Annotated in this window: 14 protein-coding genes; 5 read left to right on the forward strand and 9 right to left on the reverse strand. The window is 66.0% G+C overall.

The window, feature by feature from the left end; translation table 11 throughout:
• Positions 1-30 precede the first annotated feature (30 nt).
• Both citZ and AArcCO_RS11745 read right to left on the reverse strand, forming a co-directional pair.
• A complete protein-coding gene (gene citZ, locus AArcCO_RS11740) occupies positions 31-1170 on the reverse strand; it encodes a citrate synthase (protein WP_259533687.1) in 1140 nt (379 codons plus the stop codon).
• Positions 1171-1291: 121 nt separating this feature from the next.
• Positions 1292-2434, reverse strand: coding sequence for a thiolase family protein (locus AArcCO_RS11745; protein WP_259533688.1), 1143 nt, complete (start codon positions 2432-2434; stop codon positions 1292-1294).
• A 145-nt stretch (positions 2435-2579) separates the two neighbouring features.
• On the opposite strand from AArcCO_RS11745, the gene AArcCO_RS11750 reads away from it, so the two are divergent.
• Together AArcCO_RS11750 and AArcCO_RS11755 are read left to right on the forward strand one after the other, a co-directional pair.
• Positions 2580-4067, forward strand: a complete 1488-nt coding sequence (locus AArcCO_RS11750) for an ATP-binding protein (protein ID WP_259533689.1) — start codon at positions 2580-2582, stop codon at positions 4065-4067.
• Positions 4067-4906 carry an MBL fold metallo-hydrolase gene (locus AArcCO_RS11755; protein WP_259533691.1) on the forward strand — a complete coding sequence of 280 codons (840 nt, stop codon included), beginning with the start codon at positions 4067-4069 and terminating at the stop codon, positions 4904-4906. The genes AArcCO_RS11750 and AArcCO_RS11755 overlap by 1 nt, the downstream gene beginning before the upstream one ends.
• A gap of 30 nt (positions 4907-4936) precedes the next feature.
• Here AArcCO_RS11755 and AArcCO_RS11760 read toward each other — a convergent pair whose 3' ends face one another.
• Both AArcCO_RS11760 and AArcCO_RS11765 read right to left on the reverse strand, forming a co-directional pair.
• Positions 4937-6793 carry a PQQ-like beta-propeller repeat protein gene (locus AArcCO_RS11760; RefSeq protein ID WP_259533692.1) on the reverse strand — a complete coding sequence of 619 codons (1857 nt, stop codon included), beginning with the start codon at positions 6791-6793 and terminating at the stop codon, positions 4937-4939.
• An 87-nt stretch (positions 6794-6880) separates the two neighbouring features.
• Entirely contained in the window at positions 6881-9031 is a 2151-nt protein-coding gene (locus AArcCO_RS11765; protein WP_259533694.1) for a M61 metallopeptidase family protein, read from the reverse strand.
• A gap of 52 nt (positions 9032-9083) precedes the next feature.
• On the opposite strand from AArcCO_RS11765, the gene cdd reads away from it, so the two are divergent.
• Positions 9084-9524: a cytidine deaminase gene (gene cdd / locus AArcCO_RS11770; protein WP_259533695.1), complete on the forward strand. Its 441-nt coding sequence runs from the start codon at positions 9084-9086 to the stop codon at positions 9522-9524.
• Here the strand turns inward: cdd and gnd are convergent.
• Complete coding sequence (gene gnd, locus AArcCO_RS11775) at positions 9521-10420, reverse strand: phosphogluconate dehydrogenase (NAD(+)-dependent, decarboxylating) (protein ID WP_259533696.1); 900 nt, start codon at positions 10418-10420, stop codon at positions 9521-9523. The genes cdd and gnd overlap by 4 nt on opposite strands.
• Before the next feature lie 94 nt (positions 10421-10514).
• On the opposite strand from gnd, the gene msrA reads away from it, so the two are divergent.
• Positions 10515-11051, forward strand: coding sequence for a peptide-methionine (S)-S-oxide reductase MsrA (gene msrA, locus AArcCO_RS11780; protein WP_259533698.1), 537 nt, complete (start codon positions 10515-10517; stop codon positions 11049-11051).
• Positions 11052-11165: 114 nt separating this feature from the next.
• Here msrA and AArcCO_RS11785 read toward each other — a convergent pair whose 3' ends face one another.
• Entirely contained in the window at positions 11166-11735 is a 570-nt protein-coding gene (locus AArcCO_RS11785) for an SRPBCC family protein (RefSeq protein ID WP_259533700.1), read from the reverse strand.
• Between the two features lie 175 nt (positions 11736-11910).
• Here AArcCO_RS11785 and hflX point away from each other — a divergent pair, with 175 nt between their 5' ends.
• A complete protein-coding gene (hflX, locus tag AArcCO_RS11790; RefSeq protein WP_259533702.1) occupies positions 11911-13206 on the forward strand; it encodes a GTPase HflX in 1296 nt (431 codons plus the stop codon).
• 16 nt (positions 13207-13222) lie between these two features.
• On the opposite strand, the gene AArcCO_RS11795 is transcribed toward hflX, so the two are convergent.
• The 3 genes from AArcCO_RS11795 to AArcCO_RS11805 all read right to left on the reverse strand — a co-directional run bounded on the left by AArcCO_RS11795 (position 13223) and on the right by AArcCO_RS11805 (position 16114).
• Positions 13223-13867, reverse strand: a complete 645-nt coding sequence (locus AArcCO_RS11795; protein ID WP_259533704.1) for a helix-turn-helix domain-containing protein — start codon at positions 13865-13867, stop codon at positions 13223-13225.
• A gap of 77 nt (positions 13868-13944) precedes the next feature.
• Entirely contained in the window at positions 13945-15168 is a 1224-nt protein-coding gene (locus AArcCO_RS11800) for a CBS domain-containing protein (protein WP_259533705.1), read from the reverse strand.
• 175 nt (positions 15169-15343) lie between these two features.
• Complete coding sequence (locus tag AArcCO_RS11805) at positions 15344-16114, reverse strand: alpha/beta fold hydrolase (protein WP_259533707.1); 771 nt, start codon at positions 16112-16114, stop codon at positions 15344-15346.
• Positions 16115-16222 lie beyond the last annotated feature (108 nt).

A 16222-nucleotide genomic window follows, 5' to 3' on the forward strand; every position in this document is an offset into this window, starting at 1 on the left:
CCCACTGCAGACCGCTACCGCTTCGGATGGCTACCGTTCCGCAACCGGCGGGTACGACCGTTCGAGTTCGCCGACGTACCGGGCCCGCGGACGGATCAACCGGTTGTCCTCGTACTGTTCGAGGACGTGTGCGATCCAGCCGCCGACCCGGGAGATCGCGAAGATGGGGGTGAACAGGTCGATCGGGATCCCCATCTGGTAGTACGTGGTCGCCGAGTAGAAGTCGACGTTCGGCGGGATCCCCTTCTCTTCGGCCATGAAATCCTCGATCGCGACGCTCATCTCGTACCACCTGGTGTCGCCGGCCGCCTCGCCGAGTTCCTCGCTTTTCTCCCCCAGTATCTTCGCCCGCGGATCCTTCACGTCGTACACACGGTGACCGAAGCCGGCGATGCGCTCGCCGCGGTCGAGCGCGTTCACGACCCAGTCCACCGGATCCATCTCGGAGTCGTCGACCTCCTGCAACATCCGCATCACGTTGGCGTTGGCGCCGCCGTGGAGGCTCCCAGACAGCGTCCCGATCGCCGAGGTCACCGCGGCGTGGATGTCGGCGAGCGTGGAGGCGGTCACCATCGCCGAGAACGTCGAGGCGTTGAGCCCGTGATCCGCGTGCAACACCAGCGCCATGTCGAACGTCTCGGAAAGCACCGCGTCGGGCACCTCGCCGTTGAGCATGTACAGGAAGTTCTCGGCGTGGTCCAGTTCGGGATCGGGCTCGACCGGCTCGTCGCCGTCCCGAAGCCGTTTGAACGCAGCGAGCGCCGTCGGCATCTTTGCGGTGATCCGCTTGCCTTTCCGGACGTTCGCTTCGAGGTCGGTGACCTCCGCTTCGCCCGCGTCTTCGTCAGCTGCCGAAAGCGCCGACGTGATCGTCCGCAGCGCCGCCATCGGCTCCTCCTCCTGGTCGGCCAGTTCACGAACCACGTCCATCGTTCCCGGCGCGAGGGAGCGCTGTGTTGCCATCTCCTCGGAGAACCGATCGAGCTGTGCCGGGGTGGGTAACTCACCGTGCCACAGGAGATACAACACCTCCTCGTAGCTCGCCTCCCGTGCGAGGTCTTCGATCGCGTACCCCCGATAGACGAGCTTTCCGGCCTCGCCGTCGATGTAGCTCAGCTCCGATTCCGCGACGAGGACGCCTTCCAGACCCGGTCGTAACTCCTCGGACATGACGTAGAGATTCACAGACAGGGTGGAAAAACATTACCGTTGTCGCGCCGATTCAACGAATCGTCGGGTCATATTTCGTCGATCGACGAATTAAAGGCGGATATCGCCCGACGGAACGCGGCTATCGCGAGAACTCGATCGCCGCACCCTGCCCGAAGCCGACACAAAGCGTCGCCAGTCCCCGGTCGGCGTCGCGTTTCAGCATCTCGTGAATCAGCGTCACGGGGAGTCGCGCGCCCGAGGCGCCCAGCGGGTGGCCGATCGCGATCGCGCCGCCGTTGACGTTGAACCGCTCTTCGTCGATTCCGAGTTCGCGCCGGGAGTACTCACACTGGGAGGCGAACGCCTCGTTGAGTTCGACGAGATCGTAGTCGTCGATCTCCCGTCCCGCCCGCTCGAGCAGGTTCCGGGTTGCGGGCACCGGGCCGATGCCCATCACCGTCGGATCGACGCCGGCGACGGCGTTGGTGCCGATCTCGGCGAGTACGTCGAGGCCCTGGTCTTCGGCGAAGGCGCGACTGGTCACCAGAAGCGACGCCGCGCCGTCGGAAATCTGCGAGGAGTTGGCCGCCGTAACGGTTCCATCGCCCGTAAACGCCGGCGGCAGCCCCGAGATCGTCTCGACGTCGGTGTCCGGACGAATGCCCTCGTCCTCCTCGATCAGTCCCTCGTCAGTTTTGACGGGGACGATCTCGTCGTCGAATCGTCCCGTTTCGGTCGCCTCCGCCGCGCGGTGGTGGCTGCGAACAGCGTATTCGTCTTGCGCCTCGCGACTCACCCCGTACTCCTCGGCCACTTTCTCGGCGGTCATTCCCATCTGGAGCTGGAACACGTTGTATTTGTTCGACAGCTCCGGGTGGAGATGCTGATAGGAGTCACCGTCCATCGGAACGCGCGTCATGTTCTCGGCGCCGCCGACGAGCACGCAGTCGCGGTTGCCCGCCGCGATCGCGTCGCCCGCGCTGACGATCGCCTGCATCGAGGAGGCACACCATCGGTTGATCGTCGTCGCGGGAGTCCCCTCCCCGAGCTCCGAGAGGAGCGCGATCACGCGCGCGACGTTGTTGTCCTGTTCCGTCCGCTGCTGGGCGATTCCCCACATCAGGTCGTCGATCTGGTCGGCCGACAGCCCCGTCTCTTCGAGAACGTGATCGATCAGCGCGACCGACAGATCCTCCGTGCGCGTGTCCGCAAACACCCCGTCCTCCCGACCCTGGGGGGTTCGGTACGCCGCCGTAACGACCGGTGTGGTATCGTCACTCATGTACGGGTGAGTCGTCCCTCACGGTCTTAAAGACGGATGGAACGCGGAGAAATCCCAAACAAGTTGTTTATTTACATCCCCGTGCGGCCGGACGGGCCGCCCGGCTTCGACGCGCTTAAACGACTCGGCCTTTTAATTCGGTAGGATGAACGACCCCGCTCTCGACGTGGTCGAGTTCGTGTTGACGGCTCACTGCTACACCGAGGACCGTCGACTCGAGGAGAGCGACCTACCGCCGCGGTTCCGCCAGGTGTTCTGGACGGACGGCGAGATCGAACGACCGCTCCGCCCCACGGAGTCGACGACGACGACCGCCACCGGCGTCGAACGTCCCTGGGAGGCGATATCGGATCTCCTTTTCACTGGGCGCGAGGAGTTCTCCGGCGAGCTACAGCTCACGCAGCCGGAGATGGCGCTCGAGTGGTTTCTCAAACGGACCGACCCGGAGCGCCTCCGGACGAACCCGACGCTCGCTTCCGCCGCCGAGAAGTTCTTCGAGGATGGTGTCCCGGAGGAGGTCGGCCCCGACGTCACCGCGATTACCCACGAAGAGGCCCAGGAGAACGTCCGGCCGATCCAGGCCGACCGGGTGTGGATCGACTCACTGCTCGAGGAGTACTTCGACGAGGAGGAGGACGCCGAGATGCTGGATCTCGTCACCGTGAAAGCGCCCGAGGAAATCGAAACCACCCTCGACGACCTGGTGTTGACCGAAGATCAGGAGGACGAGATCGCGAAGCTGGTACAGGCGATCGAACACCGGGACTACCTGGCGTCGATCGGCCTCCGAGAGATCGGCAAGCTGCTGTTCGTCGGCCCGCCCGGAACCGGAAAGACAACGATTTCCCGGGCGCTGGCCCACGAACTCGGCCTGCCGTTCGTCGAGGTCAAGCTCTCGATGATCACCTCCCAGTACCTCGGCGAAACCGCCAAAAACGTCGAGAAGACCTTCGAGGTCGCAAAGCGGCTCTCCCCGTGTATTCTCTTCATCGACGAGTTCGACTCCGTGGCGAAGACCCGACGTAGCGACGAACACGCCGCGTTGAAACGCGCCGTGAACACCCTACTCAAGAGCATCGACGAGGTGTCGCTGATCCGCGACGAGGTGCTTTTGATCGGCGCCACCAACCATCCAGACCAGCTTGACGCCGCCGCCTGGCGTCGGTTCGACGAGATCGTCAACTTCCCGCGCCCCGACGAGGAGATGCGCCGGGACATCCTCGAAGTGATCACCCGGCAGATGGAAATCGCCTGCTTCGACCCCGAGGAAGTGGCGACCCGGACGGAGGGACTCACCGGCTCCGACCTCCGGATGGTGATGCGTGAGGCCGTCCTCGAGGCGCTGGTCGAGGGGCGTCGCGAACTGACCCAGGATGACGTCCTCGCGGCCGTCGAGGACTTCGAGGAACGCGACAACCTCAAGAATATGGACATGATCGAGGGCGAGGGGGCCGCGATCACCGGTGGCTCCGGCGATTCCGGGGGCGGAGACGACAACCACACCCACGATCACGACCACGATCACGACCACGATCACGATCACGACCACGATCACGATCACGATACGTCGAACGGGAGGGAGTCCGATACGAAGTCGTCGGCCGAACAGCGACAGGATCCGGCGCAGCACTAATGCGCGTCACGCTGCTTGGAACAGGTGACACGACCGGCACGCCGACGGTCGGATGCGACTGTGACACCTGCAGCGAGGCCCGCCGGCGAGGCGTGGCCAGAACCAGGTTTTCTGTCCACGTCGAAAACGAGCGAACCGGCGAGTCGCTGCTGGTCGACGTCAGCCCCGACTTCCGGACGCAGATGCTCCGTCAGGGGGTGACGCTCCCGGACGCCGCGATCGTCACCCACATCCACTTCGATCACCTCGACGGACTCGGCAACGTCTATCGGACCATCGACGACCTGGCGGTGCACGCCGCAAACGAGACGGATCCCGAAACGGGCGAAAGCGTAGCAGAAACCGTCGAACGGCGGTACGACTACCTCGCGAGGCGGCTCGAGGTCCACCACGAGACGCCCGGCGAACCGTTCCGGGCTGCGGGATTCGACGTCACGCTGGTTCCGGTGTCGCATCCCCCGCTTCTGTGTTACGGGCTCCGGATCGAAGAGCCCGTCGAGGACGGCGACGATCCGGCCGTGCTCGCGATCACCGGCGACACGAGTTACGACATCCCCGAGGCGAGTCGCGCGGCGCTTTCGGGAGCGGACCTGTTGCTTGCCGACGCCATCGTTCCGGCGAGTTCCTGTGTCCATCATCCGATCGGCGGAAACCACCACGACGACAACGGGGTCCCCAGGACCTTCGGAACCAAACACATGACCCGAGAGGGCGCACTCCAGCTGGCCGAGGAGCTGAACGCCGACAGGCTCCGACTCGTCCACATCGCCCACTTTTACCCCGCAGACGAGGCGTTCGAGGAGCCGCTGGCCGTCGACGGCGAACGGTACGAGCTGTGAGACGGCCGACAGCGCCGTCGAAACGCGGGCTCAAACGAAAAACACCAGCATACCGAGCAGGAACGTCACGAGCCCGTAGATCGGGACGGCGACGAACGCGAAGACGACGTGGACGATCGCCCACTCGCGTTTGATCCGGTCTGCCGGGCGATCCAGCGCCGTCTCGTGTGCCGGCAGCCAGCGATAGGCGATCACCGCCCACGGGCCGCCGATCGCAAGCGCCGCAACCACCGGCGGCCAGAGGAACAACGCCCCGACGAGCAGTGGCCCGGAAACCCCACCGAGTGGGCCGAACAGACGGGGGAGTCCGAGCTGGATGGCCAAAAACAGCGCCCCGAAGACGGTCGAAAGCGCGACGCCCGCAAGGAAGTGAGCGAACACGGCGTCCCGTCCCGTAACCGTCTCGATCGGCCGGCGGCGGAGTTTTCCCGCAAAGATCGTGGGCGGGAGCCGCGAGTAGTTGCCCAGCCGGATCAGCCCCCACGTGAGGCCGGCCGCGACGAGGCCGCCGAGCAGGCCGCCGACGGCACCGAAGCTGGTCATCCCGAGTTCGGCGTTGTCCCTGAGCCATCGCACCAAGTCGACGACGCCGCCTTCCCTGGCGTCGGCGCCCTCCGAAAGCGCCTGCGTCGTTCTGACCATGTGGGTCGCGTAGACGGTGTCGCCGACGACAGCGAGTTCGTTGTCGGTGCCACCGTACGGATCGCCGGGGCGGTGCTGCCACGCGAGGGTACCCGACTCGCGATCGATCGCGTAGATCGCGTCGCTGTCGGAGATGTACACGTGCTCGCTGCCGACCGTCGGCGGGGATCGCGGATCGTCGACGCTCCACTCGGTCCAGACGACCTCGCCGGCGTCGGTGTCGAATGCCGCCACGCCGGCCGGCTCCTCGTAGCCCGTGCTCGTCGGGTAGTACAGGGTTCCGTCGGCGTACGCCATCGGCGTGTCGTAGTGGACGTCGACGTCGTACTCCGCGCGGATCTCCCCGGAGTCGGGGTCGATTGCATAGAGGTGCTCGCTCGTGTGCGTGTACAGGGTAGCGTCGGCCAAAAGGAGGTGACGCGTGTACCGATCGACCGACTGCGTCCAGCGGAGTTCCTCCGTCTCACGATCGAACGCGTGTAAAACCGTCGGATCCTCGTGGGTCCGCTGTTCCCCGCCCAGCGAGTAGACTGCGTCGTCGGTCACCACCGGGAGACCGGCCTGCCCCTCGTGGGTGACCCGCCACAGGTCTGGCCAGTCGCCATCCGCCGGCGTCGGATCGACGCCGAGTATCACCCGTTCCCCGTTGTCGGTCCCGGCGATTGCGACGGTGCCGTCGTCGGCTACGGTCGGCGACTCCGTCACGTCGAAGCCGAGTTCGTACTCCCACTCGATCGCCCCCGTCTCCCTGTCGACGGCCACCAGCGTGTCTTTCATCTCCCACCCGCCGTGAACTGCGAGCACGTGGGTTTCGGTCACCGCGGGCGTCGTCCAGACGCCACCCTCCAGTTCGGTCTGCCACTGGACGCTCCCCGACTCGGCGTCCAGCGCGATCAGGTCACCGTGCCGATTGCCGGTGTAGAGCGTGCCGTCGGAAACGGCGGGGCCGCCGCCTGTCGCCCCGGTCCGAACGATCCAGGCCGGCCCGACGTCGGCTGCCGGGCCGGGCGCTCCCGGATTCGCGCCTGTCAGCGCGGGATCGGCGCGCACGGACGGCCAGTCGCTACCGGGAGACGAGTCCGTCTGGGCCACAGCCCCGTCGATCGCCCCCGAATCGACAGGAGTAACTCCGGCACCGATCGCCCCGACGGCGAAGGCCACGAGGAGTACCGCGAAGACGAATCCGACCACGATCGCCGCAATGCGCCACGGGAACCGCGCCCCTCGTGTCGGTTCAGTAACCATACTGGAACGTCTCGACGAAAGACCTTAGCTATGCTGTCTTCCTGGACGTCGTCGATCAGCGTTCGGCTCCGATCTGGAGCGCCCGGATCATCGACGTCGCGCGAGGAGAGCGACCAGCGCCACGACGAGAGCAACCACCGCGGTCGCCGGACCGAACCCGGGCGTCCGGACAGAGGTTTCGTCGGCGTCAGTCGGGGTCGCAGGCTCGGTCGGCGTCTGCGTCGGGGTTGCCGACGGTGAAACCACGATCGTTTGCGAGCGATCGCCGACCTGAACCGTCACCTCGCCGTCGCGTTCGGGCTGGATCGTCCATTCGAGGGTCTCCTTCCCGTCGACGTCGAGGATCACCTCCATGGGGTCGCGCTCGTCGCCGTCGACGGCGACCGGGAACGTCCCTCGGGCGGGCACTCTGCCGTCGTTGCGGACGGTCGCGGTGACGGTCGTCGTCTCGCCGAGTGTGAGTTCCGCCGGCGAAACGCCGACGTCGACGACCGTCGGCTCGGCCGGTTCCCCAACGACCACGGAGAGTCGCTCCCCGCCGACGTTGATCTGGTGTTCTCCAGGGCCACCGAACTCCCGTTCGAACCGCTCGATCGTGGTCTCGCCGGCGCCGATCCTGCCGTCGCGGCTGTCGACCACCCTGCCGTCGACGACCATCGTGAGATCGTACTCGCCGGCGGTGCCGCCGGTGTTTTCGATCTCGACGGCGATCTCGAGCGTCTCGTCGGTCACGAGTTCCACGGGTTCTCCGGCCACCGGCCGGTCGCGGTAGGGGCCCGCGACGCGGACGGCCTCCTCGCCCGCGATCGAGTAGCTGATTCTGGCAGGCAGCTGTCCGAACGCCCCGTCGTGGGCCTCCCGGTCCCAGGCGGCTGGCACTGCCTCCGTCGTCGTGTACCGGCCGGCCTCTTCGGCGACAGTGCTGCCGCCTGCGTCGTTTACGAGGCTCAGAAACGTTCCCCCGTCGACGGGCTCGTCTCGCGCGTTCAACTCGCGGAACACAGTTGCGAGTGTCGCCTCCCCGTCGGTCGACAGCCGAATCTGTCGATCGATCTCTCCCGCGACCAGCGCACCCTTGGTGTAGTCGGCGTTGTTCCGCCAGGTGGCGGGCTCTGAAAGTACGGACTCCGCCTGGGGGGAGCGCTCGCCGCGGGCCAGGACCCGCCGGAAGTCGTCGAAGTCGACGTCACCCCGTTGGAGCGTGAGCAGGGCGGCGTAGTAGGTGGCCGAGGCTTCGGTGAACCACCGTGTGCTCCCGTCGGTCCGGTACCCCTGCCTGGAGTGGACGTACTCGTGGACCCAGACGTTCTGCGGATCGTCGAGGCGTTCGAAGTCCCGGACCCACATGTCGGCCGGGCCGGTCTGGAGCCCCCGCACCGCCCACGCGACGTCGTCGGTCGGCGCGGCGACGACGAACACCGACGGGTCGCGGCTACCCACCCGAAGAGCGTCGGAGCTGTCGGCGAACACCTCGAGGATCTCCTCGGGAGGCTCCTCCAGCTGTGCGGCGTCGGGAACGACGAGCCGGAACCGCTGGCCGTGAGCCTCTCGGACGTGCTCGTCGTACGGGCCCAGATACGCCACGACGTCGCCTGCGGCACCGTCCCCGTCGACAGCGTGTTCCCGGTTGAGCCGGACAGTTTCGCCGCGCCATCCCCAGCCGACCCGAAGGTTCGGCACGCGAACCAGCCCCCACTCGCCGGTGTCGACGAAGAGGTACTCCCCGTCACCGGCGAGCGGCCCCGGCTCGCTCGTCCGGTTTGCCTCCATCCGGTACTGCAGGTGCGGCTCCTCGGTCGAGCCGTCCCACTCGTAGGTACGGGTGCGCTCCCCTGCGGTGTCGAAGCCGTTCGCCTCGACCGACGTCGCCTCCTCGGGGAGCGTCACCTCCAGGCGGGTCACCCGGTCCGGGATCGTCACGCGGGTGGTCGCGCCGTACTCCCCGGCGGGTTCGACCCGCCGGAGTTCGGTCCGCATCGCGAGGTCGTCGTTCGTCGACCGGACGGGTGCCGTTATCCCCTCGTCCCCGTCGACGACGGCACCACCGTCGTCCGGGGCGGTGTCGACGACGGCGTCGAAGCCGCCCTCGTCGGCGATTCCGTGGGAGCTCTCCAGGGCAAGCCCGTGAGCGCCCGCACCCGTATCGACCGATCCGACCCCGGCGACGACACCGACCCCCCCGAGAACGAACGCGACGAGGAAAAGCGCAACGAGCCAGCCCGGCGGGATCGGACGCATGCCCCGAACACGGACGCGGAGACTTATAAGCCCCCTCGCCTGAACCGGAGCCATGGAGGAAACTGGCTCCGGCGCCGAACCGCTGATCGAGCGCGCCCGGGAGGCGCTCGCGAACGCACACGTCCCCTATTCGGAGTACCGGGTCGGCGCGGCGCTGGAAACGACAGACGGTGCGGTGTACACCGGTTGCAACATCGAGAACGCGAACTACTCGAACAGCCTCCACGCCGAGGAGGTCGCACTCGCAGCCGCGGTGAGCGACGGCCACACCGACTTCAACAGGATCGCGGTGGCCTCGAGCGCCCGGGACGGGGTCACCCCCTGTGGAATGTGTCGCCAGACGCTCGCGGAGTTTTGCGACGAGTCGTTTTCGGTGCTGTGCGACGAGGGCGACGGGGAGCCGAAAAGCGAGTACACGCTGGGCGAGCTGCTACCGAACACCATCTCACAGGACACCCTCGAGGCGGCGAGCGAAACCGACGACGACCGCTAACCGTCCCGCCGTGCGACCTCGTGCCGGCCGAAGCCGTACCGCAGCCGGTTTGCGAGGCGGCGGGAGAACCGGGCGTCCGCCCGGGAGCCGAACCGCTCGGAAAGCGCGGTGTAGATCAGCGGCAGCGGCACCTCCTGTTCCAGCGACTCCTGGACCGTCCAGGTGCCCGTCGAGCCGCCGGCGACGTGGTCGGCGACGTCCCCCAGGTCGCTCCCTTCCTCGCGAAACGCCTCCTCGCACAGCTCCAGCAGCCACGACCGGATCACCGCGCCGTTGTTCCAGGTCCGGGCGACCGCCTCGAGATCCAGATCGTATCGCCCTTCCTGGAGGAGTTCGAATCCTTCGCCGTACGCCTGCATCAGCGCGTACTCGACTCCGTTGTGGACCATCTTCACGTAGTGACCGGATCCCGACTCGCCCATGCGATTGTGTCCTTCGGTACCGGTCGCGACCGCGTCGAACGCCGGGACGAGTTCCTCGTAGGCCCACGCGGGACCGCCGACCATGAGCGAAAACCCCAGCTCCGCACCCGCCGGACCACCGGAGGTACCACAGTCGAGATACGCCGCGTCCGTCGACTGCGCGCGGCGGACCGACGCCTCGAAGTGGGAGTTGCCGCCGTCGACGACGACGTCCTCGTCGGTAAGGTGCGGCTCCAGTTCCGCCAGCGTTTCGTCGACCGGATCGCCCGCAGGTACCATCAGCCAGATCCGTTTCGGCTCCGCGAGGCGATCACAGAGCTCCGCGACCGAGTCGGCGGGAGTCGCCCCCAGCTCCGCGGCCGCAGCGGTCGCCTCCGGCGAAACGTCGTACGCAACAACCTCGTGTCCCGCGTCCAGCAGCCGATCGACGACGATCTGTCCCATGCGTCCGAGTCCGATGACGCCCAGTTCCATATCGGAGGCTCACCGTCCGGGCGGTAAGCCGTTGCGGTCTGGTGTCGCAGCATGGCACGCGCCATTCATGTCCCTCGAGTCCCAAGGAAAGCCGATGAGCGATTCACTCGAAACTGCGACGTTCGGCGGGGGCTGCTTCTGGTGCATCGAGGCCGCCTTCGAAGAACTCGCCGGCGTCGAAACCGTCACCTCCGGCTACGCCGGCGGACACACCGAGGATCCCACCTACGAGGAAGTCTGTACGGGGAACACCGGCCACGCCGAGGTGGTGCAGGTGGAGTACGACCCCGACGTGATCGACTACCAGGAACTGATCGAGGTGTTCTTCACCGTTCACGACCCGACGCAGTTGAACCGCCAGGGGCCCGACGTCGGCACTCAGTACCGGTCGATCGTGCTGTACCACGACGACACCCAGCGTCGAATCGCCGAGGAGTTCGTCGACGCGCTCGACCGGGTGTACGACGACGACGTCGTGACCGAACTCGAGCCCATCGAAACGTTCTACCGGGCCGAAGAGAAGCATCAGAACTACTTCGCGAAGAATCCGAACGACGCCTACTGTACGTTCCACGCACAGCCCAAAGTAGAGAAAGTGCGGGAAAAGTTCGACGCAAAACCCGCGAACTGATACTGATTATTCTCGGCCGTAACCGGACGATCGGCGGGCCGGGTAGCCGATCGACCGGTAAATCACTACAATAATCAGTATGAGCCCGTCGAAGTCGGTGGCGCACCAGGTCGCCTACAGCCGCTGTGAGTCGACGTGTACGTCGAGTTCGACCGCGCGAGGTTTTCCTTCGAGATCGGCGACCGCACGGGAGACGATCCGTTCGGCCTCCCGTTGGATCCGGGGGAGCACCTTCGAGAGCACCCAGTCGAAGGAGACCAGTTCCGGGAGGTCGAACACGCCCGCACGGGCGGAGTCCGGGTCGAAAAACACCTGGAACGTCACCTCGCAGGCTTCCCCTTCCGGGTTGCCGGAGACGGCCGCCGCGTCGGTTTTCAACGTCTCCCCGGGATCCAGCTCAAGGGGATCGACGTGCCAGTAGCCGTACGCGTCGATGTCCTTCGTGAGTCGCCAGTCGATCCGGTCCGGCGGATCGACGTCGGTTACCTTCGAGTGGGCGGTGTAGGACAGCTGCCACCACGAGAACGTGAGACCGTAGCGGGTTCCCGGACCGCCGTCACCCTCGTACGTTTCGACTGTTTCGAGGTACTGTGAATATTCCGCGTATCCGGGGAAGTCAAGCAAAAACTCGAACGCCTCCTCCCGGGGCACGTACACGACTGCGGAGACGCGAATTTCGTCCACGGTGGCCGAGTTATTCGTCGAAGGTTAAAAACACCCGTGGCCAGACAGCGTTCGACCGACCCGGAGACGCACTCGCGCTCGGACGGGTTTAAGGTGATCCGGTACCAAATTCGGGGCGAACAGTGCTGTACACCCGTAGACACCCGAGCGTCCCGACACGCCAGGACACCGACGCATGAAGGCAGTGCTCGCAAAGCGCGTCGACAGCGGCACGGCCGATCTGACGGAGATCGAGGATCTCGCGGTTTCCGCGGGATACGACGTGGTGGGTCGACTCACCCAGACCCGGACGGAGGACGCGGCGTACCACTTCGGCGAGGGGAAGGTCGACGAACTCGCCGAGCTGGTCGACCGGACGGACGCCGATGCCGTCATCATCGACAACGAAGTCGGTCCGTATCAGACGTTCAACCTCGGACAGAAGCTTCCGGAAGGCGTCGAAGTAGTCGACCGGTTCACGCTGATCCTCGACATCTTCGGGCAGCGGGCCAACACCCGAACGGCGCAGTTACAGGTAGAGCTGGCACAGCTGCGATACGAACTGCCGCGTGCGGAGGCGAAAGCGAGCCTGGCAAAACGCGACGAGCGGCCCGGATTTATGGGGCTGGGGGAGTACGACGAGTCCCGGGAACGGGACATCAAGCGCCAGATTTCCGAGATCCGCGAGGAGCTCGAATCGATCGCGGACAAAGAGCGGTCCCGTCGCGAGCAGCGTCGCGACTCCGGGTTCGATCTGGTCGCGCTGGCCGGCTACACCAACGCGGGGAAGTCGACGCTGTTGCGCCAGCTCGCAGCGGAGTTGGACGTCGACGAAAACGTGGACCGTCACCCCGACCTGGCGACGACGGCCGAATCCGAAGACAGGCTGTTTACGACGCTCGGGACGACGACACGCCGGGCGAAGATGCAGCGGCGGGACGTGTTGCTGACGGACACCGTGGGCTTCATTTCGGATCTGCCACACTGGCTCGTCGAGTCGTTCCAGTCGACGCTGGACTCCGTCTACCGGGCCGACCTGGTGTTGCTCGTCGTCGACGCGGGGGAGCCGACCCAGACGATGCGCGAGAAGCTCGTTACCTCCCACGACACCCTCTATGAACGCAACGAGGCACCGATCGTCACCGTGTTCAACAAGATCGATCGGATTAGCGACGAGGAACTCGCGGAGAAACGCGCTGCGATGTCGGACATCGCCCCGAACCCGGTGGCCGTGTCGGCGAAAACCGGCGCCGGGATCGACCGCCTGCGCGAGCGCGTCGAGGAGGAACTACCCGACTGGCACCGGGAACGGCTGTTGTTGCCTCTCTCGGAGGCGACGATGGGCGTCGTCTCCTGGATCCACGACAACGCGCACGTAAAAGAGGAGACCTACTCCGAGGAGTACGTCACCCTGGAGTTCGAGGCCAGACCGGCAGTCGTCTCGAAGGCCCGGGCGAAAGCCGCCGAGATCGCGCCGGCCGAATCAGTCTGAGAGGATCGGCTCGAGATCAGTCTGAGAGGATCGGCTCGAGGAGTTTCGTCTGGGCGGCCGCGAGGTGTTCTGCGAACGTCGAGTGGCTGATCCCCAGCGCCTCCGCGACATCGCCCGCGTTCGTCCCACTGTCGTAATCGAAATAGCCCATCGCGAAGGCGGTCCGGACCACCTCGCGCTGGCGCTCGGTGAGCCGGCTTCGGTTGACGAGCACGTAATCGTCACCTGCGCCGTCGTTCTCCCGCACGAGGTGGCGCAGTCGAACGTCGTCGAAGGCCGCCTGGAGGTCTGACACCACGGATCTGACCGCTTCCACGTCGGACGCGTACAGCCACAGGAAAAGCGCGCCGTTCTCCGCGCGGATCGCCGAGATGGGCGTCCCCGAGCGTTCGACCACCTCACAGACGCAGTCGTCGGCCGTCTCTCGCCTGAACCGATAGACGTCGATCCCGTCGGCGGAGAACACCTTGCGGATCTCCTCATCGGAAAGCGACTCGGTACCCTCCGGCGTGGTCAATTCGAACTCCTCGATGACGGCGCCCGACTCGACGCGAGAGGACCGCGTCACGCCATCGATCGGCCCGTCGATCTCACTGGAAGCACGAGCGAGGGGACATCCCGTCGCGTTGCGAACGACGAAGGCCGCCCGTATTCCGCTCATAACGTAAAAGCAAGCCTACGAACTCAAAGAGTAGACTGGTCGTTGCCAATAACTGAGAACGGGTGTGGGGGGAGCGATCAGCCTTCGAGCCACCAGCCGAACCGTTTCTCCCAGAACTCCTCGTCCCGCGGCTTCTTGCTCTTGCCGTAGGTCTTCCGGTCCTGGATCCGCCGCTGGAGCACCTCGCGCGCCTCGCCGATGGCGTGGCTCGCGCCGTACCCCTCCCCGGATGCCATGTACAGCCCGCGGTCCGTGTGCAGACGGATTCGCGCGAGCAAAAGCGGCGTCCCTCGCAGCGTCTCATCGTGCTCGTGGAGGTGGATCCTCGCGTCGAGCACCGTCATGTTCCCGTCCCGCTGGTCGAACGAATCGACCATCTCCACGACCTCCGGGTAGCTCATGTCGTCCAGCAGGTCGCTGCCGTACAGCTGGACCGCCCGCGTCCCTTCGGCCTCCCAGGTGAGCGCCTCCAACACGTCGGTCTTCGTGACGATCCCGTTCGCCCCTCCGTCGTCGACGACGACGAGCGCCGAGCCGCCGACGTCGAACATCTCCCCGACGGCCTCCTGTAGCGTCCGGTCGGGCGCGATCGTCCGCACGGGCGAGACCATGACGTCCCGGACCGGGAGTTCGAGCATCCGGGCGAGCTCCCCTTCCCGTGCGCCGTAGCCGCCGCGCCTGGTTCGGCCGGCGCTGTGGGCGATCTCCCCGCCGAAGGGATCGGTGCCGGCGGCGTCCCCGCCCTGGCTTTTCCCCTCGGATCTGACGACGACCCCCATGACGTCGTACAGGCTGAGGATACCGACCGCGTCCCCGTCGTCGACCACCGGAAGGTGGGCGATCCGGTTGTCGCGGAGCACGTGCAACGCCTCTCCGAACGTCGAGTCGGGGGCCACCGAAACGAGATCCTCGCTGTAGACGTCGGCGACGGTGGCCGAATCGAGGAACGGTTCGACCGCACCGAGAACGCCGTCGGCAGTGACGACGCCGACCAGTTCACCGCCGTCGATTACGGGGAGGAACTGGGAATCGCTTCCAGTCATCAGCCGAGCGACCTTGCGGACGTCCTCGTCGGGCGCGAGCTGTGGAACGTGCCACACGAGCGACCCGAGCTTCTCATCGGGAGGGTGATAGGAGCTCGCGAGCTGCCGTCTCGTTACCACCCCCTCGACGTCCCCGCCTTCCTCGCGAACGACGACCCCTTTGACCGACGGATCCTCGAAGGTCCCGACCAGCTTCGAGACCCGTGCGTCGGGCGTAAACTCTACGTACTCCGTCGATACGATGTCGGCAATATCCATTGTTCTGTGGGTAGGTCCGCTCGGGATATCTCCGTTCCGATGCTCACAATCGGGATCCCGCGTTTTTGCGTTCCCGAATGGACGTTTGTCTGCCAGTTCCAAGTAGTTCGGGGGTGGTTCTCACCCCGCGGGAAGAAAGCGTTCGGTGGGGCCGTCCCGTTCGACCGAGGGGAGGCTACAGTCGCGAGAGGAACTCCTCGAGTGCGGCGTTGAACGCGGTCGGCTGTTCGAGCATCGCGAGGTGGGCGGCGTCCTCGACGTGGGCTAGTCCGCAGTCGGGGATCTCCTCGGCCAGGAACTCGTGATACCACGGCGGAGTGAGCTTGTCGTGTTCCCCGACGACTGCAAGCGAAGGTACGTCGATTCCATCGAGGCGGTCTCGAACGTCGAACGCGTGGCAGGTCCGGAAGTCCCGTTCGGTGACTGCCCGTCCGGCAGCTTCCATCGACTCCCGCGAGAGTTCGAGCAACCGCTCGTCGGGATCGTGAAACAGTCGGTTCCGGGCGTGGAGGAAGTCGACGGCCCGATCGAAGTCCTCCGAGAGCCACACGAGCAGGTCCTCGAGCACCGAGAGCTTCGCGCCCGTCCCGACCAGTACGAGCCCGGCAGGATCGAATTCGCGCTCGAGTGTGACCCACATGGCGACCGCCCCCCCGAGCGAGTTGCCGACGAGCACGTCCGCGCCCGTCTCCTCGGCGACCGCCTCGACGTCCGCCGCGTACGCCGAAAGCGACTCGACCCCGGCGTTGGCGTCGACGTCGTCGCTCTCGCCGTGTCCCGAAAGGTCCAGCGAGACGATTGGGTAGCGATCCGCCAGCCGGGACTGGCTCTTCCAGACGCCGTGGCTTCCCCCGCTGCCGTGGACACACAGAAGCGACGGCCCCGTCCCGCCCCGGTCGGACACCCGATAGGCGATCTCCCGCCCGTGGTGGCGCACTCGTTGCATACCTCGAAATCCGACGCCCGAAGATAAAAACCCCACCTGCTCCCCATTCGCCGCCTCGAACGGTCGCCACCACCGCATTTCCTGCGGTTCGACGGACGTCAGTGGTGT

The sequence above is a fragment of the Halalkaliarchaeum sp. AArc-CO genome (assembly GCF_024972735.1).
In the GTDB taxonomy this organism is placed as follows: domain Archaea; phylum Halobacteriota; class Halobacteria; order Halobacteriales; family Haloferacaceae; genus Halalkaliarchaeum.